This window comes from Acidobacteriota bacterium (assembly GCA_016195325.1).
In the GTDB taxonomy this organism is placed as follows: domain Bacteria; phylum Acidobacteriota; class Polarisedimenticolia; order JACPZX01; family JACPZX01; genus JACPZX01.
On sequence record JACPZX010000023.1, the window covers coordinates 23030 to 45635 of the forward strand.

Annotated in this window: 15 protein-coding genes, 1 tRNA gene and 1 pseudogene; 3 read left to right on the top strand and 14 right to left on the bottom strand. The window is 69.8% G+C overall.

Annotated features, from left to right (window positions below; translation table 11 throughout):
* Positions 1-6 precede the first annotated feature (6 nt).
* The 10 genes and pseudogenes from HY049_05240 to HY049_05285 form a co-directional block, all read right to left on the bottom strand.
* Entirely contained in the window at positions 7-2112 is a 2106-nt protein-coding gene (locus HY049_05240; protein ID MBI3448306.1) for a phenylalanine--tRNA ligase subunit beta, read from the bottom strand.
* Positions 2109-3149: a phenylalanine--tRNA ligase subunit alpha gene (pheS, locus tag HY049_05245; protein MBI3448307.1), complete on the bottom strand. Its 1041-nt coding sequence runs from the start codon at positions 3147-3149 to the stop codon at positions 2109-2111. Before pheS ends, HY049_05240 begins: the two co-directional genes overlap by 4 nt.
* A 26-nt stretch (positions 3150-3175) precedes the next feature.
* Positions 3176-3544 (bottom strand): 50S ribosomal protein L20, encoded by a 369-nt coding sequence (gene rplT / locus HY049_05250; GenBank protein MBI3448308.1) that lies wholly within the window; start codon positions 3542-3544, stop codon positions 3176-3178.
* A gap of 12 nt (positions 3545-3556) precedes the next feature.
* Positions 3557-3754: a 50S ribosomal protein L35 gene (gene rpmI / locus HY049_05255; protein MBI3448309.1), complete on the bottom strand. Its 198-nt coding sequence runs from the start codon at positions 3752-3754 to the stop codon at positions 3557-3559.
* Complete coding sequence (locus HY049_05260; protein ID MBI3448310.1) at positions 3747-4421, bottom strand: translation initiation factor IF-3; 675 nt, start codon at positions 4419-4421, stop codon at positions 3747-3749. The genes rpmI and HY049_05260 overlap by 8 nt, the downstream gene beginning before the upstream one ends.
* A 46-nt stretch (positions 4422-4467) precedes the next feature.
* Positions 4468-6393: a threonine--tRNA ligase gene (gene thrS / locus HY049_05265; GenBank protein MBI3448311.1), complete on the bottom strand. Its 1926-nt coding sequence runs from the start codon at positions 6391-6393 to the stop codon at positions 4468-4470.
* A 151-nt stretch (positions 6394-6544) separates the two neighbouring features.
* A tRNA-Val gene (locus HY049_05270) sits at positions 6545-6619 on the bottom strand.
* A 57-nt stretch (positions 6620-6676) separates the two neighbouring features.
* Positions 6677-7314, bottom strand: a pseudogene (locus HY049_05275) (methyltransferase domain-containing protein).
* A 56-nt stretch (positions 7315-7370) separates the two neighbouring features.
* Positions 7371-9092, bottom strand: coding sequence for a glycosyltransferase family 39 protein (locus HY049_05280; GenBank protein ID MBI3448312.1), 1722 nt, complete (start codon positions 9090-9092; stop codon positions 7371-7373).
* Entirely contained in the window at positions 9089-10264 is a 1176-nt protein-coding gene (locus HY049_05285) for a PHP domain-containing protein (protein ID MBI3448313.1), read from the bottom strand. The genes HY049_05280 and HY049_05285 overlap by 4 nt, the downstream gene beginning before the upstream one ends.
* Positions 10265-10379: 115 nt before the next feature.
* On the opposite strand from HY049_05285, the gene HY049_05290 reads away from it, so the two are divergent.
* The 3 genes from HY049_05290 to HY049_05300 are packed head-to-tail and all read left to right on the top strand — an operon-like array spanning position 10380 to position 15584.
* The gene (locus tag HY049_05290) at positions 10380-12512 is read left to right on the top strand and encodes a hypothetical protein (GenBank protein MBI3448314.1); all 2133 of its coding nucleotides are present in this window, start codon (positions 10380-10382) and stop codon (positions 12510-12512) included.
* Position 12513: 1 nt separating this feature from the next.
* The gene (locus HY049_05295) at positions 12514-13809 is read left to right on the top strand and encodes a PIG-L family deacetylase (GenBank protein MBI3448315.1); all 1296 of its coding nucleotides are present in this window, start codon (positions 12514-12516) and stop codon (positions 13807-13809) included.
* Entirely contained in the window at positions 13806-15584 is a 1779-nt protein-coding gene (locus tag HY049_05300) for a hypothetical protein (protein ID MBI3448316.1), read from the top strand. The genes HY049_05295 and HY049_05300 overlap by 4 nt, the downstream gene beginning before the upstream one ends.
* A gap of 25 nt (positions 15585-15609) precedes the next feature.
* Here HY049_05300 and HY049_05305 read toward each other — a convergent pair whose 3' ends face one another.
* From HY049_05305 to HY049_05320, 4 genes are all read right to left on the bottom strand, one after another.
* Positions 15610-16410: a class I SAM-dependent methyltransferase gene (locus HY049_05305; GenBank protein MBI3448317.1), complete on the bottom strand. Its 801-nt coding sequence runs from the start codon at positions 16408-16410 to the stop codon at positions 15610-15612.
* Positions 16407-17375, bottom strand: coding sequence for a glycosyltransferase family 2 protein (locus HY049_05310; GenBank protein ID MBI3448318.1), 969 nt, complete (start codon positions 17373-17375; stop codon positions 16407-16409). Before HY049_05310 ends, HY049_05305 begins: the two co-directional genes overlap by 4 nt.
* A 201-nt stretch (positions 17376-17576) precedes the next feature.
* Complete coding sequence (locus HY049_05315) at positions 17577-20315, bottom strand: hypothetical protein (GenBank protein ID MBI3448319.1); 2739 nt, start codon at positions 20313-20315, stop codon at positions 17577-17579.
* A complete protein-coding gene (locus HY049_05320; GenBank protein MBI3448320.1) occupies positions 20312-22423 on the bottom strand; it encodes a S9 family peptidase in 2112 nt (703 codons plus the stop codon). The genes HY049_05315 and HY049_05320 overlap by 4 nt, the downstream gene beginning before the upstream one ends.
* Positions 22424-22606 lie beyond the last annotated feature (183 nt).

A 22606-nucleotide genomic window follows, 5' to 3' on the forward strand; every position in this document is an offset into this window, starting at 1 on the left:
GGCCGTTCAGGTTTCCGCCTGCTGTCTCAAGGATATCCCGAATTGCCGCGCAAGGGCGGCCAGGACGTTCGATTCGGCGGACTGGACCTCGTCGGCCGCGAGCGTCCGGTCCGCGTGCTGGTAGAGCACGTTCACGGCGAGCGACACGTGCCCGGCGGGGATCGACTTCCCCTCGTAGCGATCGAAGACGGTGACGCGCGTCACGAGATCCCCGCCGGCCGCGGTGATGGCGCGCCTCACGTCGCGCCAGAGGACGTCGCGCCTCACGACCAGCGCGAGATCGCGCGAGACCGCGGGGAACCGGGGGAGGGGGTGGACGCCGAGGGGCGTCCCCGGGGCGGCGAGAAGGGTCGAGAGATCGATTTCGGCGAGGGTGACGGGGACCTTCAACCCCAGCCGCGCTGCCGTCTCGGCCGAAAGGACCCCCACGCGCCCTGCCACCACGCCGCGCGACGTCACGGAGGCGCAGGCCCCTGGCCGGAACGGCCCGGGGTTGGCCGGAGGCTCGAACTCCACGTCGAGGCCGAGACGCGCGAAGGCCTCCTCGAGCGCCCCCTTCACGTCGTGGAAGCCGGACTCCCTGGCGGGCTCGCCCCAGTGCCGCGCGCGCGCGAGCCCCGTGGCCGCGAGCGCGGCGGCGAGAGGCTCGTCGACTCCCGCGGGGGGGCCGTGCTTCCGGTCCTCGTGGCTGGTCGGAAGGTCGATGCGGCGGAAGACTCTTCCGATCTCGAAGAGCCTCACGTCTTTCACCCCACGGTTCACGTTGTGGCGCAGGGCGGCGGCGAGCCCCGGGAGGAGCGTCGAGCGGAGCGTCTCCTGCCCCTCGGACATGGGGTTCGTCACCGCCACCGGCACGACTCCCTCCTCGCGGTAGGGCCAGTCCATCTCGCTCGACGTGAACGAGTACGTGATCGCCTCGGAGTAACCCGACGCGAGGAGCGACGACCTGAGAGTTTCCTCGCGACGGTGGGCGAAGCGGTGGACCGCCCCGGTGCCGGGGAGGTGCGGGATCCGATCGGGAATGGCGTCGTAGCCGACGGACCGGCCGATCTCTTCGACGAGATCCGCCTCCCCCTCGATGTCGAGGCGGTGACGGGGGACCACCACCTCGAAGCCGTCCCCCGCCGGCCTCACCTCGAAGCCGAGGCGGGAGAGGGCGGCCGCGGCGGGGTCGGCGTCCACGCGCATGCCGAGGAGGGTCGCCACGCGCGCGAGGCGGAGGTGCACCGTGCGGAGCGGGATCGTCCCGCCGGGGCGGACGTCGATGACGCCGGGGGCGACCTCTCCCCCCGCGATCTCCGCCAGGAGCGAGGCGGCGCGATCGATCGCGACGTGCGCCGCCTCGATGTCGGCGCCGCGCTCGAAGCGATACGAGGCGTCGGTGGCGAGGCCCAGCCTCTTCGCCGTCCGCCTCACGCTCGACGGATCGAACCACGCCGCCTCTAGGAGGACGTCGCGGGTCGACGCGGAGATCATCGTGCCGGCGCCGCCCATCACGCCGGCGAGCGCGACGGGCGCCCTGGCGTCGGCGATGACGAGCATCTCGGGGTCGAGGTGACGCGCGACGCCGTCCAGCGTCTGGATCGCCTCGCCCTTGCGCGCGCGCCTGACCACGAGGCGTTTCCCCGCGAGGAGCGCGAGATCGAAGGCGTGGAGCGGGTGCCCGAGCTCCCAGAGAACGTAGTTGGTGATGTCGACGATGCTGTTCACGCCGGTCAGCCCCACCGAGCGAAGGCGCCGCGCCATCCATTCGGGGGAGGGGACCGGTTTCACGTTGCGGACGACGCGGGCGCAGTAACGCCTGCAGAGGTCGCCGGCCTCGACCTCGACGGACGCGCTCGAGGCCGAAGGCTGGGCCTCCGCCGCCTCGCGCACTCCCGCCGGGTACGCGTACAGCCCCCTTCCGGAGAAGGCGGCGATCTCGCGGGCGAGGCCGTACATGTTCATCGCGTCGGGGCGGTTGGGGGCGACATCGACGTCGAGGATCGCGGAGTCCCCCTCCCCCTCGAACGCGTCCACCACGAACCCGACGGAGGTGAGCTTCGAGGCGAGGGCGGGGGCCGGGAGATCGATCCCGACGAACTCCCGAACCCACTCGACCGGGAACTTCACGACTCGCTCCGGAACTGATCGAGGAACCGGAGGTCGTTCTCGAAGAAGAGCCGGATGTCGTCGATGGCGTAACGGAGCATCGCGATGCGATCGACCCCGAGGCCGAACGCGAACCCGGTGACCTTCTCCGGGTCGTACCCGACGTTCTCGAAGACCGCGGGGTGGACCATGCCGGCGCCCCCCATCTCGATCCATCCCGAGCGCTTGCACGTGCGGCACCCGTCGCCCCCGCAGATCATGCACGAGACGTCGAACTCGGCCCCCGGCTCGACGAAGGGGAAGTACCCCGGCCGGAGGCGCACCTGGAGCTCGCGGAGGAAGAGGCGGCTGGCGAAGAGGCGGATGGTCCCCTTCAGGTCGGCCATCCCCACCCCTTCGCCGACGACGAGCCCCTCGACCTGGTGGAACATCGGCGAGTGCGAGATGTCGTCGTCGCGGCGGAAAGCCTTCCCGAGCGCCACCATCTTCAGCGGCGGCCGGACCTTCTGCATCGTGCGGATCTGGATGGGGGAGGTGTGCGTCCGGAGGAGGCCCCCCCCGTCGACGTAGAAGGTGTCCTGCATGTCGCGCGCGGGATGGTCCTTCGGGATGTTGAGCGCCTCGAAGTTGTGCCAGTCGTCCTCGACCTCGGGCCCCTCCTCGATCGTGAACCCCATCTCGAGGAAGACCGTCTCGATCTCGCGGCGGACGAGCGTGATGGGGTGCGGCGTCCCCGCGCGCGGCGCGGCGCCGGGGAGGGTGACGTCGATCGCGCCGGCGGCAACGGCGCCAGGGGTCGCGGCCCTGCCGGCGGCGCTCTCGAGGGCCGCTTCGATCGCGGCCCTCAGGTGGTTGGCCCTTTCGCCGGCAGCGGGGCGATCCCCCGCCGGGAGATCCTTCAGCCCCTTGAGCGCCAGCGTCAGGAGGCCGGATTTCCTTCCGAGGATCCGGTTGCGCAACCCCTCGATCGACGCGGCATCGCCGCACGAGGGGACCGCGCTCTCGAACTCCGCGCGGATCGCCTCGAGGGCCCTGTCGAGGCTTTCGAGAGGCGACACGTCGCGGCCTCCTGCCGCGCCCGGCTTCAGGAAGCGCGGGCGGAGAGTGCGGTCTGGGCCTTGTGGGCCAGCTCGGTGAACGCCGCCGGATCGGCCACCGCGATGTCGGCGAGGCTCTTCCGGTCGAGGCCGATCCCCGCCCCCTTCAGGCCGGAGATGAGGGCGCTGTACGACAGCCCGTTCAGACGGGCCGCCGCGTTGATGCGCACGATCCACAGGCGGCGGAAGTCCCTCTTGCGGGCCCTGCGATCGCGGTACGCGTACCCCAGCGCCTTGTCGACGGCCTGCATCGCGAAGCGGTGGAGCTTGGATTTGCCCTGGTAATAGCCTTTCGCGCGCGCCAGCGTTTTCTGGCGTCCGGCGCGCCTCTTGGTACCTCGTTTGACTCTGGGCACTGTCGTCTCTCCTTACGCGTACGGCAGCATGCGGTGGACCTTCTTGCTGTCCGCCTTGCTGACGAGTGTCGCCGTGGCGAGGTGTCGCTTCCGCCCCGACGCCTTCTTGGTGAGGATGTGGGCCTTCATGGCCTTGCTGCGCTTGATCTTGCCTGTCCCGGTGACGCGGAACCGCTTGGCGGCGCCCCGGTGGGTCTTCATCTTAGGCATCTTCGCTTCCTTTCTCGATGGCTGCGCCGGTCTCGATGGCTTCGCCCGTCTCGATGGCTGCGCCCGTCCCGGTCGCCTTGGCCGCCGCGGGCGATTTCGCCGCCGGCGCGCGCCTGGTGGCCCTGGGCTTGGCCGCCTCCGCCTTCACGGGCGGGGCGGGCTTCTCCGGCACCAGCCCCTTCTTCGGCGCGAGGAACATCGACATGAAATGCCCCTCGACCCTGGGGTGCGCCTCGATGATCGCGATCCCCTCGAGCTCGACGATGACGCGGTCGAGGATCCTTTTCCCGTAGTCGAGGTGCTGCATCTCGCGGCCGCGGAACATGATCGAGACCTTGACCTTGTCCCCCTGTTTCAGGAACCGCGCGATGTGGTTCCGCTTGAACTCGTAGTCGTGCTCCTCCGTCTTGGGGCGGAACTTCACCTCCTTGACGTGGACGTGCTTCTGCTTCTTCTTCGCGTCGTGCTGTTTCTTGTTCTGCTCGTAGATGTACTTTCCGTAGTCGAGGATCCGGCAGACGGGGGGCACCGACGTGGGCGCGACCTCCACCAGGTCGAGCCCCTTGGACTGCGCCAGGGACAGCGCGTCGGCCGGCGTCATGATGCCGAGCTGGCCCCCCTCCTCGTCGATGACCCTCAGCTCTTTCGCCCGGATCTTCTCGTTGATCCTCACCTTGATGTCTATGCGCTTTTCCTCCAGCCTTCGGGAACGGTCAGGGTTTCAGGGCCTTCGTGCGAACCGCTTCTGAAAGGAGCGCGACGAAGTCGTCGAGCGGAGCGGCTCCGCGATCTCCCTCGCTGCGGCTCCTGACGGAGACGGTCGCACCGGCCGCCTCCCGGTCGCCAAGGATGAGCATGAACGGGACCTTGTTCAACTGGGCCGTGCGGATCTTCGCGCCGATCTTCTCGTTCGTCCCGTCGATCTCGGCGCGAAACCCCTTCCCGCGGATCTTCGCGGCGATCTCGGCCGCGTACGCGTTGGCGCGCTCGGTCACGGGGAGGAGCGCCACCTGGACGGGGGCGAGCCACACCGGGAAGGCGCCGCCGAAGTGCTCGACGATGACGCCGATGAAGCGCTCGAGAGATCCGAAGACCGCCCGGTGGATCATCACCGGCCGCGCCTCGCTCCCGTCGGCCGCCGCGTACTTGAGATCGAACTTCTCGGGGAGCGTGAAGTCGAGCTGGATCGTGCCGAGCTGCCACCCTCGCCCGAGGGCGTCGGTGACCGAGAAGTCGATCTTCGGGCCGTAGAAGCTCCCGCCCCCCTCGTCGACCGTGTAGTCGAGCTTCTGATCGGCGAGGGCCTTCCGCAGCATCGCCTCGGCCCTCTCCCACACGTCCTCGGCCCCCTGGGCCTTCGCGGGCTTCGTCGAGAGGAAGATCCCCACCTTCTCGAAGCCGAAGGTGCGGTAGAGATCGAGGATCATCTTCGTGACGGAGAAGACCTCCTGGTAGATCTGCTCCGGCGTGCAGAAGACGTGCGCGTCGTCCTGCGAGAAGGAGCGGACGCGGAAGAGCCCCGCCGTGACCCCCGACAGCTCGAAGCGGTGGAGGCGGCCGAAGTCGGCGAGGCGCAGGGGGAGATCCCGGTACGATCGTCTCTCGGTCCGGTACATCACCGTGTGGCCGGGGCAGTTCATCGGCTTGATGGCGTACTGGTGCTCTCCCGCCTGGACCATGAACATGTTCTCGCGGTAGTTCGCGAGATGCCCCGAGCGCTCGAAGAGCGACAGCTCGAAGACCTGCGGGGTGATGACCTCCTGGTAGCCGTACTCCGCGTAAAGGCCGCGCACGTGATCGACGAGCGCGTTGTAGACCATCGCCCCCTTCGGGTGGAAGAAGGGGCTCGCCGGCGCCTCGGGATGGAACGAGAACAGATCGAGCGAGCGGCCGAGCTTGCGGTGATCGCGCTTGTCGGCCTCCTCGCGCGTCTTCAGGTACGCGTCGAGGTCCTCCTGCTTGAAGAAGGAGATGCCGTAGATCCGCTGGAGCTGCGCGTTGCGCTGGTCCCCCTTCCAGTAGGCCCCCGCGACGGAGAGGAGCTTGAAGGCCTTGATCTTCCCCGTGCTCGGCACGTGCGGCCCGAGGCAGAAGTCGACGAACTCACCCTGGCGGTAGCACGAGACGACGTCGCCGCCCTTCTCCGTGACCAGCTCGACCTTGAGCGCGTCGTGCTGCCCCTCGAAGATCTTCAGCGCCTCGGACTTCGGCCCCTCGATGCGCTCGATCGGAAGATCGGAGTCCACGATCTGGCGCATCCGGCTCTCGATCCTCTCGAGGTCCTCGGGGGTGAAGGGCTCGGGGCGGAGGAAGTCGTAGTAGTAGCCCCCCTCCGTGACGGGGCCGATGCCGATCTGCACCTCGGGGAAGAGGTCCTTGACGGCGTGCGCCGTCAGGTGGGCCGTCGAGTGCCTGAGCACGTCAAGCGCCTCGGGGTCCTTCGCGGTCAGCACCCGGAGCTTCGCGTCGTGATCGAGCTTGCGGCCGAGGTCGAGGATCTCGTCGTCGACGACGGCGGCGACGGCGTCGCGCGCCAGTCCGGGTCCGATCGATCGGACGACGTCGGTGAGGGGGACGCCGCGCGGATAGCTCCGCGCCTTCCCGTCAGGGAGCGTGACCTGCACCTGTTCTCCGGCCATGACCGCCATGTCCCGCCGCCCGGCCCCGAGGGCCGGTCCGATTCACTCTACGACTGCCGGAACGCACGGACGCGGAGGCGCCGACACGACTCCCTCCCCCGCTGACTTCCCCCTTGCCGGCAACTCGACTCGCGGCCGATTCGGTTGGAAGTGGTAGGCGCGAGCGGATTTGAACCGCTGGCCTCTTCCGTGTCAGGGAAGCGCTCTCCCCCTGAGCTACGCGCCTGTAACGGGCTTCGGATCGTGGGCGAGCCCCGCTCGACGTTCCAGAAAGGGGGCAAGCCTAGCAGAGGGGGTGGGGGGAGTCAACGAGAGGAGAACGGGGGATCGACCCCGGCCGCCGGCGCCATCGGGGCCTCCGGAACCTGAACTCGAACTCCTCGAAGCCGCCGACGAGGAAGCACCAGCCGCGCGAGCAGACGTAGGGGGCCGCGTTGGCCGCCGCGTCGAACACGAAGCCGGCTGCGCGGCCCAGCGCATAGGACGGCGCCCCCAGCACCTGGCGCTTGAGCTCCGGCTGCGCGAACCAGCGAAAGCGCATGCGCTCCAGCTCGAACGCAGTCCCCGTGAAGAAGGGCCGGTGGCGGGGATCGAAGTAGAGCGGGAAGCTGACGTCGAAGCCGCGCTTGTGATCCGGGTGCGTGATGCCGCGGCTGAAATGCGGGACATGGACGCGGAGCGCCCCCCCGGCCGCAGAACGCGGTTGAGCTCGGCCATCGTCGCGAACGGATCGCGGAGGTGTTCGAGGACGTGGCTCATCTCGATTTCGCTGAATCGCCCGTCCTCCCACGGCCACGGTCGGGCGTCCAGATCGACGACAAGATCGGGCAGGACGAGGGCGCCGGCGTCGACGTTGAGCCAGCCGTCGCGCTTGAAGGTGCCGCACCCCAGGTTGAGCTTCTCGGGTTCCACTCGAGTCATCCGTCAGGCCTCGCGGGAGAGAAAGAGCGCGCATTATAGGACGGCCGCGGCCGGGCTCACTCCGCGTACCGGAGATACGGGAACTCGAACTCGAAGGCGAGGTCGAGCCCCCGCGCGTACCTCAGGATCGGCTGATCGAGGATCAGCGTGTCGGGGCTGGCGCGATTCGGGACCAGCGTGACCTGACACGACGTCGCCGCCGGAGGGATGGGCGCCTTGAAGGCGATGTAGACCCACCGATCGGCGGGAAGGGCCTCGAGGTAGTACTTCGGGTTGTCGAGCCACCCGAGGGCGTTCCCGTCCGCGTCATAGAACGTGATCTTCACGAAGCCGTTGTCGGGGACGTCGCGCGGCGGCCCCTGCCGGTAGGCGGTGAACCCCATCCGCACGTAGCGCCCGCGCGATCGATCGACCGGAAGGCGCGCCGCGAAGATCGGGACGGGCGGTCCCTTCGCCACGACCGCCATCTGGTCTCCCGCCGCGAGCCGCGACGCGGGAGCCAGGAGGAACGCGCGCGCGGATGCGGCGTGCACGGCGCTCGAGCCGAGGGCGACGACCAGGCCGAGGGATATCGCGAGGGCGAACTGCGGGGCCGTGGCGCGGCGCAGGCGCGGCACCGTCGCGACGAGCGCCGCGGCGCCGCATCCCGCCCAGGCGAGGAAGAGGGTCTCGGCGGGAAGGCGGAACCTCGATCCTCCGAAGAAGAGCATGTAGAAGGCCGTGTAGGCCGCCAACGCGAGAGGCGTCAGCCACCAGTCGGCGCGCCGTCGAAGGGCGAGGGCTCCGACTCCCACGAGCCCGAGCGCGAAGGCGAGCTGCCACGTCGCGAACGGAAAGAAGTTCTCTCCGGCGAAGAGCTGCGGATCGCTCGAGTAGAGGGGCCACGGCGGAATCGCCTCCCAGAAGGCCTCCCACTTCAGCTTCATCGCGACGTAGAGCGCTCCCCACGGATCGTTCGTCACGAACGCCGTCGCCGACTGCCGGAAGTAGTCCATCCGGCTCCAGATGTCGCCTGCGATCGACGGCGGGTCCATGGAGTGTCCCGTGGCGTCCGCCTGGTTCCCGATCGCGAGGTTGAAGGCCCCGTTCGGCGCGATGGCGACGAAGTGCCCGTAGGCGATCCGGTTCCGGAGCGCGAGCGGCCCGACGATCGTGAGCCCCCCGAGGAGGAAAGGGAGCAGGGCCCGGAGAGATCTTCCGCGCCGCCGGGCGACGACGATCGCCAGCAGTCCGACGGAGGCCGCCACGGGGCGGACGATGGCGGCGGCGCCGGTCACGAGCCCCGCGCGGTACAGCCCGCCCCCGGCGTCACGCCGCGCGGCGCGGAAGACGAGCAGGATCGAGACGAGGTAGAGCGGCGTGAAGAGGTTCTCGCTCATCCACGCGCTGGAGTAGAAGAGGAGATGAGGGTAGAAGCAGGTGAGGAGCGCGGCGACGAGCCCCGCGCGCCGCGAGTGGAGGCGCGTCGCGAGGCGCCCGACGAGAAGGCAGGTCCACGCCCCGAGGGCGCACTGCGCGATCTGGATCGCGCGCAGCGCCGCGTCGCGCTCGAAGAGGAGGAAGAAGGGCTTCATGAAGAGGGAGTACCCCGGAGGGAACCAGCAGATCCCTTCCGGGGAGAAGAGGTTGGCGAGGGCGAGCCGCCTCACCGCCATGTCCACGTACACGGCCATGTCGTTCGTCGGCGCGGGGTCGTACGAGAGGACGTGCAGCACCCGGACGGTGAACGCGACGAGGCCGATGAGCGCGCACGTGATCTTCGGCCGGACTCCCGTCACGGCGCGGCGGTCACCCAGATCGGGGACGAGATCGCGATGCGGCGGTTCGTCTGGCTCGCGACCGCCACGTAGTAGACCCCCGCGGTGTCCGACGGGAGAAAGGTCGACAGGGCGCAGTGAGCGTACGCCTCGTCCTGGCAGTCGGCCCGGGCGGCGACCTTTCCGTCGTGGATCAGCTCCATGTGATCGAAATCGGTGTCCCACTCGGTTTCGGCGGTGGCCCGGACCGCGATCCCGGATCCGTCGTCCCGGATCTCCGCTCCCATCGGCGCGCCGTTGATGCTGAACTTCAGCGTGACCGGAAAGCGATCGGTGAAGTAACAGAGGTTGGCCTTCATCGCGCCGAGGATCGCGCCCTTCGTCAGCTCGCGGGCAAAGCACATCGTCCTGTCGTTTCCGCCGACCTCGAAGTGGTGCGAGTCGCTGCTCCCGCGCGCCCCGATCTTCAGCTTCCTCATGGTGAGGACGTCGTTGTAGCCGTTCTCGCCGAACTCGCACTTCCCCGACATCATCTCCATCGCGTTCATCACAGGATCGAGCTCGGACCAGTCGCTCGGCCCCCACGTCACGAGGGAGCACGGGTGCGCGGCGACGGCCGTGCCGCCGTTCTCCTTCACGAACCTGAAGAAGTCGGCGCCGGTGAGGCAGTCCCCCGCGTTGTGGGGGAAGTTCGAGCAGTATCCCGGGAGATGGTCCCCCGGGAAGATCCCGAGCTTGTGGCCGGGGGTCCCCGTCTCGGTGGTCCCGCGCGTGTACTCGAGCCCGAGGAAGGCGAGGAATCGCCCGGGCCGGTTGTGGCGCGCAATCGCCGACTGGAGGTAGATCCACTCGCTCGGCGTTCGCGTGCCGTCGGGAAGGGTGAAGACCTCGCCGGTCTTCTCCCGCCAGGCGATGCCGCGGGGGTCGTTCACGTTGTTGCTGTGCTCGGTGATGACGACGAAGTCGAGGCCGCGGCTCTCGGCGGCGTCGAGGATTTCGTCGGGGGTTCCAATCGAATGCGGGTTGTTCGGATCGAGGACGCGGTAGAGGGCGAGCCCCGAGTGGACGTGGATGTCCCCGGAGAACGCCTTGAGCCCCGCGTAGGGATCGCCCTTCCCGGCCGCGGCCGAACACAGCCCCGACGTCGCCGAAAGGAACGCTGCCGCGAGGGCCGCCGCGCCGAGCCGGCGCACCCTCTCTGGCCAACGTTCGCTGAGGCTCATAGACTGGCGCGTCGCGCTCCGGCTCCTCATTCCGTGGCGGAGCGTAAGGGCGGGGCGCGACAGGGTCAAGTGAGGGGGATCGCCGATGCGAGCGCGAAGTTGGATCCCGATCGCCTTCGCCGCCCTCTCGCTCGGCGCGGCCCCCGCGCGCGTCGCGATCGATTTCGACGCGGCGCGCGAGGTCACCCTGGAGACCGGGTGCGCGGGCGGCCCGACGGACTGGGAGATCGTGCGTTCGATGGCCGATCCCCGCGACGGGCAACTCCGATCGCTCGACGCGACGGCCGATCGCTGCCTCCTCGCCCCCGGGGCCCCTTTCGCCGACGGCGCGATCTCCGCGCGAATCGCGCCGCACGTCGGCCTCGCCGGGTTCGCGCTCCGCTACAGGGATCCCGCGCACTACATCGATGTCTCGGTTCACCTTCTCCACGGCGGCGCGCTCGTCCGCGAGCACCGGGGGGCCGAGCTGGTCACCCTCGGGGCGTCGATCTTCAAGCCGCAGGCCGCGGGGTGGCACGAGGTGGCCGCCGCCGCCGTGGGAAAGCACCTGAGCGTCTTCGTCGACGGTGAGCGCGTCCTCGATCTCGCGAAGGCGACGCCGGGTGAGGGGCGCGCCGGCCCCCTGACGGGATCGGGCGCCCGCGCCGATTTCGACGACGTCGTCGTGGACCCCTGGCCGGCGGGCGACGACTCCCTGGTCGTCAGCCCGGCGGTGCTTCCGGCAGCCGCCGTCGGCGTCCGCTACGAGTCCAGGCTCTCGTGTCGCCGCGTGGCCCCCGACGACCCCAACGATCCCCGCGAGAGGGAGTGCGAGTGCTCGATCGCCTCGGGATCTCTCCCCCCCGGGCTCACTGTCGGCCCGGGGTGCCGTCTCTCGGGCGTCCCGCGACGGTCGGGGACGTCGGGGTTCGAGCTGCTCGCGCGCCTCGGCGGCTCGACCTCCGTCATCGTCCCCGAGCGCGTGATCGTCTCGGGGACCGAGTGGCCGAGGTTCCCGCGCGCCGGGCCGGGGGCGACGCCCGCGGATCTCGCGATCGTCTACCTGACCGACGACATCGGGCCCGACCTCACCTCCCTCGACCGGCTGGGATACCCGGATCGCAGCCTCTTCCGCCTGCACCGCGATCACCCTTCCCTCCGCGCCGCGCTGATGTCGTGCCCGGATCATCGACGCAAGGAAGGCGGACCCGGCCTCGCCGGCTCGCCCGAGGCCGCGGCGATCTGGCGGCGGCTCGCCACAGCTCCCGAGTTCGCCTGGCTCGAGCTCGGCGGCCACGGCGACACGCACGCGCCCGACGGCGACGAGAATTTCGACCACCACGAGTTCTCGACGACCGAGACCGGGTGCAACATCGATCACGCGCTGACCGGGCGCCGGGACTACGCGGAGCGCCACCTGCGCGCCGCGCGCGAGGCGTACAGAGGCCTTGGGCTCCAGGACGATCTCGTGACGGTGATGCGCTTCCCCGGCGTCGCCGACAACCCGGAGGCTCTCCGCGCGGCGGCGAGGGCGGGCTTCTCGATGATCGTCGGCTCGCGCCATCTCGACGAGCCCGGCCGCGAGTGGTGGGTCGCGTACCCCGGGGGAGGGGAGATCCTCGAGATCGAGGGGGCGAGCCTCCAGCGCAGGTTCTACCCGCCGGCCGATCTCGAGCGCCGGGTCGCCGCGGGTGGAATGGATGCGGGCGCGATCCGCACCGACCCGTCGTTCCAGGCCTCGGTCGCCGGGGCGCTCGCCTTCGTGGACGGCGTCCGCGAGGGAGGCGGGATCCTCGGCCTCTCGGATCACTTCTGGGAGACCTTTCAGGAGTCGGGCGGAGTGCCGGTTCGCTATCTCGTCGTGGACGAGGCGCTGCGGCGGCTCGAGACGGAGCGGGCCGGCGCGATCTGGTACCCGTCCGCGCACGACCTCGCGCTGTGGCTCGACGCGCGCCGCAACGCAGGGCTGACGTGGCGGCAGGAGAGCGACGGCGTGCACGTGGCGATCACCGCGCCGCCGTCGTGGAAGGAGCGGGGGTCTCGCGGGATCGCCGCCGCGTCGCTTCTCGTCCGCCTGCCTCCGGGTTACGAGCGCCTCGCCGGCGTGACGCTTCGCGAGGAGGGGGCGCCGGCTCGCGCGCTCGCCGCGACGTCGTACGCCCGCGAGGCCGGCGGCGTCGTGGTCACCTTTCCACTCGCCTCGAGCGTCGAGCTTGTCATCCGTCCGGCGAGGCCGTAACGTGCGCGGCATGTCGATCCCCGCGGCGCGCGCCCTGCTCATCGCCGCCGCGATTCTCGGAGCCGCTTCCCCGATCCGAGCGGAAGATCGTCCTGCGGCGCCGCTTCTCGTTCCCGATCGCGTCAAGTCCGACACCGTCGTCGTCCTCGCGCACCCGGACGACGAAGGAGTCGTCGCCCCGCTCCTCGCGCGCGAGGCGCTGGCCGGGAAGCGGCGCGTCGTCGCCATCTATCTCACGGCCGGGGAGGCGGGGGTCGACCGCGTCTCGGCGATTCGCGGCCCGGCCTTCGGCACGATGCGCCTCACCGAGCTGCACTGGACGCTCGATCGGCTCGGGGTCGCGATGTTCCACGTTCTTTTTCGCGCCGACCTCCCTCCCGCGGCGGATCCGGCCGCGGTCGTGACGGCGTGGGATAGGGATCGAACCGTTCGCGAGCTGACGCGCCATCTGAGGCTTCTCCGCCCCGATCGCCTCCTGACGTGGCTGCCGGGGCCGGCGTCGGCGCACGGGGCCCACATCGCCACGGGCGCGCTCGCGCTCCTCGCGGTGCGGGCGGCGGCCTCCTCCGTGGAGTACCCGGAGCAGCTCGCGAACGAAGGGCTTCGCGTGTGGCGCGTCCCGGAGACGGCGGTCTTCTTCCAGGCCGACAAGGTCTCGTACCCGGCGTATCCGATCGACGACGGGGGGCTCGAGGCCTCCGGCGTGCGCGTCGAGATCGAGCGCGTCGATGCGTACGATGCCGGGCTCGGCCGCCGCTACGCCGACGTCGCGCGTGAGGCGATGAGAGAGCAGCGGTCGGTCGCCGCGGCGGCCGGGCTCGACAGGGGAGGGAGCTTCGATGCGCCGCTGAAGCTCGTCCATCTGTTCGAGGAGAGGCCGGCACCCGGCACGGAGCCTTTGGCCGCCATCGGGATCTCGTTTGCGGTCTCGACCGGCCAGCGGTTCTTCGAGGCGACGACGAGTGAGATTGGCGCGCCGGGCCTCCTCCGCGCCTTCGATCCCGAAGTCGCCATCGATGCGGCCGGCGGGACGATGACCGTCACCTGCGCCGCCGCCGACGCGTTGCGAGTGGATGGAACCGTCTCGCTCTCCGTCCCCGAAGGGTGGAGCGCGGCCCCGGCGTCCCGACTGCTCGCTCTCGACCCCCACGCATCAACGGAGCTCTTGTTTGAAGTGAAGCCCTCCCCCTCGGGGACCTACGGGCGGGTGGAGATCCGCGTGATGAGCCGGGGGCGGGCCTCGAAGCTCCTGGCGAGCGCGGCGGCGGTCCTCAAGGTGACCGGGCCTTCACGATGACGCGAACCCGTCCATCGAGGAGCGGGCCAGGTCGCCTTCCACCGCCCGCCGAGGAGTCCTTCGGATCGACCTGGCTCGCCGCCTCGATTCTCGCAGGAGCCGTGCTGGCTTTCTGCGCCCCTCTCCTCCTGAACGCGGCGCTTCCCCTCGGGAGCGATTCCTACGGCACGATGCATTACCTGCAGGGGTTCATGAAGGCCCTCTCCGAGGGGGACCTTTACCCGCGATGGACGGACGCGACGAACCGGGGGCTGGGGAGCCCGACGTTCATCTTCTTCCCGCCGCTGCCCTGGTATGGCGCCGCGGCCGCATCGTGGGCCGCCGGATCAGTCCTGGGCGGCATGAGGCTGTACATCGTGATTGTGGCGGCGCTCAGCGTCATCACCTTTCACCGCCTCGCGCGCGAATGGGTCGGCCCCGGGGTGCCGGCCGCCGCCGCGGCGGCGCTGTACCTCCTGCTCCCGTACCATCTCCTCGACTTCTATCAACGGTTCGCGATCTCGGAGACGACGGCCTTCATCTTCTTCCCGCTCATCCTCATGAACGTGCGGCGCACGCTCGACGCGCCGGGTCGCGGCCACTTCCTCGCGCTCGCGCTCTCCTATGCGGGGCTGATCTTCACGCACGTCATCAGCACCCTGATCTTTTCTCTTTTCGTGGGGCTCTGGCTGGCGTGGGAAGCGCGCGGGCGCTGGGGCGCTCTCGCCCGGCCTGTGCTTGCGCTGGCGTGCGGCGCGGCCCTTTCGGCGCCCGTCCTCCTTCCGGCCCTGCTCGAGAAGGGACAGGCCAACATCTCGTGGGTCCGGGAGATGCCGAACGGGGACTTCCGCATCAACTTCATCTTCAAGGACGAAATCCTGCCGGGCCTGGGGTTCAAGGACCCCATCAAGCCTCCCATCCTGAAGTCGGCGCACTCGCAGCTGTTCCTCGGAGCCGCCGCCGCGGCGCTGGCCCTGGCGCTTCTTCCGGGGGATCGCTCCCGGCGACGGCGCGACGTCCTCGCCATGGCCGGCTGCTGCGGCGCGGCGTACCTGATGCAACTGGAGATCTCCACGCCCGTCTGGCGCCTGGTGCCCGAGCTTCCGACGATTCAGTTCCCGTGGCGCTTCCAGATGCTGATGGTGTTCGCATCCCCCTTGCTGGTCGGTCTGGCGATGAGGTCCGCGTGGCCGCAGCCGGGCGGCCCGCGCCCACGGGGTCCCGGGGGCGTGGCCGCCGGCGTGGCGATCCTGGCTCTGGCGATCACGGTGAATCTCGTTCTCGCCTGGCAGGTCGCGCATCTGAAACCGTTCACGTTCGACGAGAATGTCCTCCAGAGCGACGTGGTCACGTCCTGGGCGGAGCCGGCGTTCACGCCCGTGCAGTTCGGCATGTACAGGACTTTCAGGCAGACGGGCGTCGATCTTCCGCCCTATGCGTTTACGGAAGGGACGGGAGAGATTGCCGTGGAGACCTGGGCGAGCAGTCACCGCGTGCTGAAGATCGACAGCGCCGCGGGGGGCAGCGTGCGGCTGCGATCCTTCTGGTTTCCGGGATGGGCAGGCTCTCTCGACCGCGAGCCCCTGGAGCTGCGTCCCGATCCGCGCTACGGGGCCGTGACCTTCAGCGTGCCGGCGGGGAGCCACACGGTGGAGCTGAGGTTCGAGGCGACCGCCGTGCGGCGAGTCGCCGCGTGGGTGGCGCTCGGATCGATTCTCGCCACGGCGGCGCTCGCATTTTGGTCGCCGCTGCTTCTCGCGGAGCCCGGCACGGCTCGAAACGCGGGCGTCGCCTGAGACGGATCCGCGGGGAACGCTCGGGCTACCGGGTGACCATGACCGCGATGTTCCAGCAGTAGCGCCCCAGGAAGGGGGCGATCATCATCGCGCGCTCGTCCCAGCGGGCGAGCCTGAGGAAGCTCGGTGCAAGGCGCGCGTGGTCCGTCAGGATTTTCTTCCAGTACCGCTCCCGCGCCGGGTGGACCCTCTCGATCAGATAGAACCTCACGAAGATCCACAGGGAGAAGAGCCAGAACTCGGCGTGCTCGACCTGCCGAAAGCGCTCGCGGAAGATTTCCAGATCCGCCATCCTCAGCGGCGTCTCGTCCTCGCTGCGAACAGCGCTGGCCATCCAGCGGTAGAGGTTGATGACGGGATTGTGGGCCAGAGGATCCACGAACGCCCCGCGCCCACCAGGCTTGAGCACGCGCGCGACGTGATCGAGGCATCTCACCTTGTCCACGTGGTGGAGGACATTGGCGCCGTACACGACGTCGAACGTCGCGTCGGGGAAGGTCATGTCGTCCGCTGGCATGACCATGAGGTTGGGTGCCACGCCGTGGAGGCTGGCCGTGCGCCCCGCCAGGGCGATCATCCCGGGCGAGATGTCGATCGCCGTCACGTCCGCGCCCATGAGTGAGAAGTAGACCGCCGATTCTCCGGCTCCGCATCCGATGTCCAGCAGCTTCAGCCCCTGCAGCGGGCCCAGCCAGCGGAGGATGCGCCGGTTCTCGGGCGACGTGGCCGCCTCGAACGATTCCCGCACGGGGACATCCTCGGGCTTGAGGTCGCTCGCCCACGCGTCGTGGAACTCGGCTTCGTCTTTGTGGGCGCTCGGCTTCACGGTCGTGGCGGCCCCGCGATGTTGCACGTGGCGGAGACGATGTAGCGAGGTCGACCCTTCGCCTCGTCGAAGATCCGACCCACGTACTCTCCCATCACCCCGGCCATCACGAGGTTGAGCCCGCCCATCAGCACGATGAGCGATGCCAGGCTGAGCCAGCCCTTCACCGGCAGGTCGGTGAAGATCCACAGGATGAGGTTCACGAAGAGAAAGGCGCCGCTGAGGGCCATGCAGACGAGACCGAGCAGAAAAGCCGCCCTCAGGGGCAGCCACGAGAAGGAGAGGATCGCGTCGAGAGCGAGCGCGACCATCCGGGAGTTGCTGTAGTGGGTCTCGCCCGCCGTCCGGACCGGCCGCTCGTAGGGGATGGATGTCTGCCTGAACCCCGCCCAGGCGACCAGCCCGCGAATGTAACGGTGACGCTCCGGGAGTCGCTTGAGGACCCCGACGACACGCCGGCTCATGAGGCGGAAGTCGCCCTGCAGGACGGGCAGGTGCGAAGACGTCAGGCGTCCCATGAGCCAGTAGAACAGCGCCGCCGTCCTGCGCTTGTAGAACGACTCTCCCTGACGCCGTGTGCGGACGCTGTTGACGACGTCGTACCCTTCGGCGAACTTCCGCATCATTTCGGGGACGAGCGTGAGCGGATCCTGAAGATCGGCGTCGGCGATGACCAGCGCGTCGCCGTCCGCGTGATCGATCCCGGCGCTGATGGCCGCCTGCTGCCCGAAATTGCGGGACAGATGGATGATTTTGAAGTCGGGATCCGCGGCGGCCGCATCGAGCGCGTCCGCCGTGCGGTCCCAGCTCCCGTCGTCGACGAGGATGAACTCGCATGAGAAGTCGCCCTGGCTGTCGCGGACGTGGCGGAGGGCGGCGAAGAGAGCCGGCAGCGCGGCCTCTTCGTTCAGCATCGGGATGACGATGGACAGACGGTGCCGCCTGGAAAGCGGCTCGACCGTCATCATGCAGCCCCCGGTGTCAGGAGGCTCCGCCCGGCGAGATGGATTCGCGGATCGAGGTCGAGCGTCTTCTCGTGCATGTCGATCACCATTCTGCGCCGGCGGACGGCAGCCCCTGCCACGACCTGAACGAACGATGGGAAATTCTATCACGCTGCCGGCGCCCGGCGTGAAAGCCACGACCATGCACGGCGACCCCGGCGCTCATCGGGAAGCCTCCCCGCCGCCCACGCGGACGGGGCTGGAGATGGCGAGGCGCGCGCCGTCGGCGCCGTCCACCGCGGCGTACCAGAGGCCGGGCCACGCGGCGCCCAACCCCCCCTCGAGATCGCAGCGCGTCGCCGACTCGCAGGGAGCCGAGGCGACGACGGCGCCGTCCCTCAGGATCTCAATCCTCGAGAAGGCGGGGGCGCTGACGCTCCGCGCCGTGACCGACCACGCGGTCGGCGAGGCCGCCTCGATCTCCGCCCCCATCGGGGCGCCGTCGATCGAAAAGGCCAGTTCCATGTGGCCGGCGGCGCTGAAGTAACAGCGGCGCGCGCGCATCGCGTCGATCAGCGACTCGCGCGTGACGTCCTTCGCCCAGCAGATGGTCCGGTCGGTCTCACCGGCGGTCGCTTTCCGGCTGTTCCCGCCCCCCGCGGCGCCCACGGGAAGGGCGCGGCGCGAGGCGACGTCGAGGAGGCCGCCGGGCCCCGTCTCGCAGGCCCCTCCGACCATCTCCATGAGCGACAGGATCGGATCGAAGCGCGACCAGTCGGTGTCCTCGCCGGCCGCGGCGCACGGCGTCGCGGCGATCACGGCGCCTCCGTGCGCGCGCGCGTAGCGGTAAGCGTCCTCGACGACGGGGCAGTCGCCCACGTTCTGGGTCATCGGAGAGCAGTACGTGTCGGCCGACGCGTCGGGGAGGAGGATCAGCTTGCGCCCCGTGCCTCCTTTCGTCGTGAATCCCCCGCCGTCGAACTCGACGCCGAGAAATGCCGCGAAGCGTCCCGGCTCGTTCGCCCTCGTGACGGCGTCGCGAAGATGGTCCCACTCCGACGTCGTCCCCTTGCGGGCGCGAGGGTCGTCGATGTTCGCTGAGTAATCGGTCACCGCCGCCCAGTCGAGGCCGTTCTTCCGCGCCGAGTCGAAGGCGGCTTCGGGTGTGCCGGTCGCGAGCGGCTCCTTCGGATTCAGCATGGGGTAGAGCGCGAGGCCCGTGTGGACGTGCGGATCGCCGGAGAGAGCGCGCAACCCGGCGTACGGGGCGGCGCGCTCGGCGGGGGGCGGCTCGACGCGCGCGCGGTACGCCGCGACGGGGCCGAGCTTCCCGGCGTGGTTCCGCGCGGCGATCTCGACGGAGTTGTCGCCGGGGGCGAGGCGCCAGACGAGATCTCCTTCGACGGGGGTCCACGGGGCCGCTGGGGTGAACCGGTGCATGTACCTGTCGAAGTCGGGCATCGTCTGATAGAGGTTGACCTTCAGCGCGCGCGGGCCCGCCGCCGCGAAGTCGGCGTGGACGAGGCTGATGGCGGGGCGAGAGGATTCGCCCAGGACAACGGCGTTCGGGTCGAGCGCGAGCGCGATCCAGCGCCGCTCGTCGTCGAGCCAGACATCGAACGTCCCGGCCTCCGGCTCACCGGTGCAGATCATTCCGAGACACCTGCAGGCGCCGGTGACGATCTCGCGCGCGCGGCCTCGGCAGTGAAGCGGCGTCGCGGATGCGCAGTCCGCCAGCAGGTGCCCCGGATCCGGCATGCCGCTCCCTTCCGGCGGATCGCCTCCGGCGGTGAAAGTGAGCCACGATGCGGCGGCGTCGCGGATCGCGATCGCCCGGGCGCGATCCGAGGTCGCGAAGCGCGTCGAGGCCAGCGCGCGAGATCGCAGCGGAGCGAGCGCTCCGCTCACGCACTCGTTCCATGCCGGCGGCCGCAGCGCGGCGACGAAGTCGATTGCAATTCCAGAAACTTCGACCGGCGGCGGTTGCTCCGGATCGTCGATTTCTTCGATGAGCACACCGCGCGAGGGCGCGGAGGCGGGGCGTGTGCGGACAGAGAGGCCGGTGACGCCGAATCCACGGAATCGGACCTGTGCGAATAGATCGATCCCCGTGGCGAGGATGTGAAACCCTCCCGTTGCCGATGACTTGATCGAGTCGTCTATCCACGCCCTCCGCCACGATTCCCAAGCCGCGTCCGGCGTCGGGGTTGTCCCGGTGCGCGCCTCGACCCAGATCTCTTGGGGAAACGATCCCTCCAGGCTGAGATCAACCCCTTCGATTGCCCCCAGGAACAGGACGGGCGATTCCCACGGCGGGTTCTGCGGGTCGAGACTGAACCTTGTCTCTTGCGGCGCTGCCTCAATCCGCCGGAACGAGACGTCGTCCACGAGGAAGTCCGCCCGGTCGTCGTCCTTCACGAGGTGGATCTCCGCGCGAGTCGCTTCGCCGCCGATCGCGACGAGCGCGGTGTGAGCCGCCCACTTCCGCTCGGGAGGGCCGGCGGCGACCCGCGTCTCGAAGGGAAGGGGAGGCGCAGCGGAGGCGTCGCTCTCCGGACCCAGGAGCCTCACGACGACGCGGAGCGCGTGATCGGTCGGGCCCACGACGCTCCGGGTCCTCATCGAGAGGAGGTACGTGCCGGCCCCGTCGAGCGGGAAGATCGGCGAATGGAGATCCACGCGCCCTGCTCCGTACAGGAAGTCCATGCACCGCCCGCCGGTGTCGGGGTCCTTCCCCGCGAGGGGCATCGTCCGCTGCCCCCCCTGATAGCCGACGAACCAACCTTCGGGGATGATCGCGAGCTTCTCCCCCTCGTCGGGGCGGAGCTGCTGCCACTTCGGCCCCACGTGATCGAACGAGCCGTTCGGCACCGTCTCGCGGCCGAGGCGGTACGGGACCTCCGCGGCGGCGGCGGCGCCGAGCGCGAGGAGGACACCCGACGCGAGCAGGGATCTCTTCAAGGCGAGGTTTCACCCAGGATCCAGCGTGAGAACCACGCGAGGTTTCGGGACATCGCGTCCCGGATGAGCTTCGGCTCGGTGAAGCCGTGCCCCTGCCGCGGGTAGGTGACGAACTCGACCGGCACCTTCTGCTCGCGGAGCGCCAAGTACAGCTCCCATCCCTGCGAGACGGGGACGCGCGCGTCGGCCTCTCCGTGCTGGATGAGCGTGGGGGTCGAGATCCCCTTCGCATTGAAGACCGCGGTGTGCCCCGTGTAGACGGCCGGGTCCTCCCACGGCCACGCGCCGAAGTAGGAGCGCATGAAGTGCGGGATGTCGGTGGTCGCGGTGAACGAGACGGTGTCGGTGACGGCGGCCCCGACGCTCGCGGCGGCGAACTGCTTCGTCTTCGTGAGGACGCGCGACGTCATGAAGCCGCCGTACGACCACCCCATGATGCCGAGCCGCGCGCCGTCGGCGATGCCCTTCGCCACGAGCTCGTCGATCCCGCTCATGATGTCGACGTAGTCCTTCTCCCCCCAGTCGCGCACGTTCGCCGCACGGAACTCCTCGCCGTACGCGCCGCTCCCCCTCGGGTTCGGCATGAAGACGGCGAACCCCTTCTGGGCGAAGAGCTGGATCGGGTAGGCGCCGCGGCGCGCCGAGAAGTTGTTCGCGAACGATCCCGCGGGGCCGCCATGGACGATCGTGAGAAGAGGGGCCTTCGCCCCCGCGGGGAGGCCGGCGGGGCGGACCAGCACCCCCTCCATGTCGAGGCCGTCGGCTCCTTTCCAGTGGAAGGGCTCCTTCGGGAGCGTCGCCATCTCCCGCGCCCAGCCGTTCAAGGCCGTGACGGGGCGCGCCGATCCCGGGAAACCCTCCGGGGTGATGTCGAGCGCGTGGACCTCCATCGGCTCGAGCGGCGACTCGTGGATGAAGACCAGCGCCCGGCCGTTCCGGCTCACGGAGGCGGTGCGGTACACGTCGTCCCCCTTCGTCAGCGGCTCCATCCTTCCGCCGGCCGCGGGGACGCGGTAGATGTGGTTGACGAGGCGCGTGTTCGCCTGGAACAGGATGAACCGGCCGTCCGGAGTGAACGAGATGTCGGAGGCGATCTCGTCGAACGATCTCGTGAGCAGCTTCAACCCGGCCCCCGTCGGGCGCACCGTCGCGACGTAGTTGTTCATGTACCACTCGCGGCTCGCGTCCGTCGTCACGAAGGCAATCGTCGCGCCGTCGGGGGCGACGCGCGGCGAGGTGCACGAGCAGGGGGCCGGGAGGATCGGCGACGGCTCGACGCCGACGGCGTCCTTCGACCGGGCGGCGAGCGCGGCGAGGGGCTTCGTCAGGTCGAGCGTGTAGATGTTGGCGTTGAACTCGTCGAAGGCGCGCGGGGTCGGCTGTCCGGCGAGGGCGAGCCGCGCGCCGTCGGGGAACCAGTCGATCTCGGTGACGTGGACTCCGCCCGAGGAAGCCTGCACCGCCGCCCCGCTGAGGACGTCGACGAGCCAGACGCGGCCGCGCGAGAACTCGGAGTCGACGACCGTCCAGTCATTCTTGTCCTTGTCGCGCTTCTTCCGATCGGCCGTCGGCGGCTCGGCGACGATCAGCGCGAGCTTCGTGCCGTCGGGGGACCAGGCGAGATCGTCCACGCTTCCGGGGATCGACGCGGCCTGCCACGGCTCGCCGCCGTCGGGCCTCATGAGCCAGGTCTGGGCGCCGGCGTCCTCCGACTTGATCGCCGGATCGCGCTTCGAGATGAAGGCGATCCGATCGCCTTGAGGGCTCCACCGGGGGTTGGCGTCGCTCTTCGGCGAGCGCGTGAGCTGAATCGCCTCCGCGAGCGGGGCGCCCGGCGCCGGGATCGCGGCGAGGTAGATGTCGGTGTTGAAGGAGTCGGTCTCGTCGCTCGCCTCGGAGACGACGAACGCCACGCGCTTCCCGTCGGGGGAGGCCTGCGGATCGGTCACGTCCCGGACCCTCAGAATCTCGTCGATCGTCCACGGTTTCTTCGCGGCGTCGGCGGCGTCGGCAGCGGGGGAAGCTGCCGCGACGAGAAGTGCCGCGCCGAACGCCACACCGCGGAGTCCGAATCGAACAGGTCCCGACCTGACGTGCTCGCGCTCCATCCCAGTCCCCCTTCCCCGTGACCCCGGGGCACCCTCCCGGGCGCCCGACGCAAGATCCGTGAAGCTAGCACGGCGGGCAACCGGCGTTTCGCCGGGGTTTCGTGCCCACCCCGTCCGCCCCCCGGCCCGTGGCCCCTACATATTAATAGGGGGGGCGCCGGGGGGGTGACCCGGCGGGCGCAG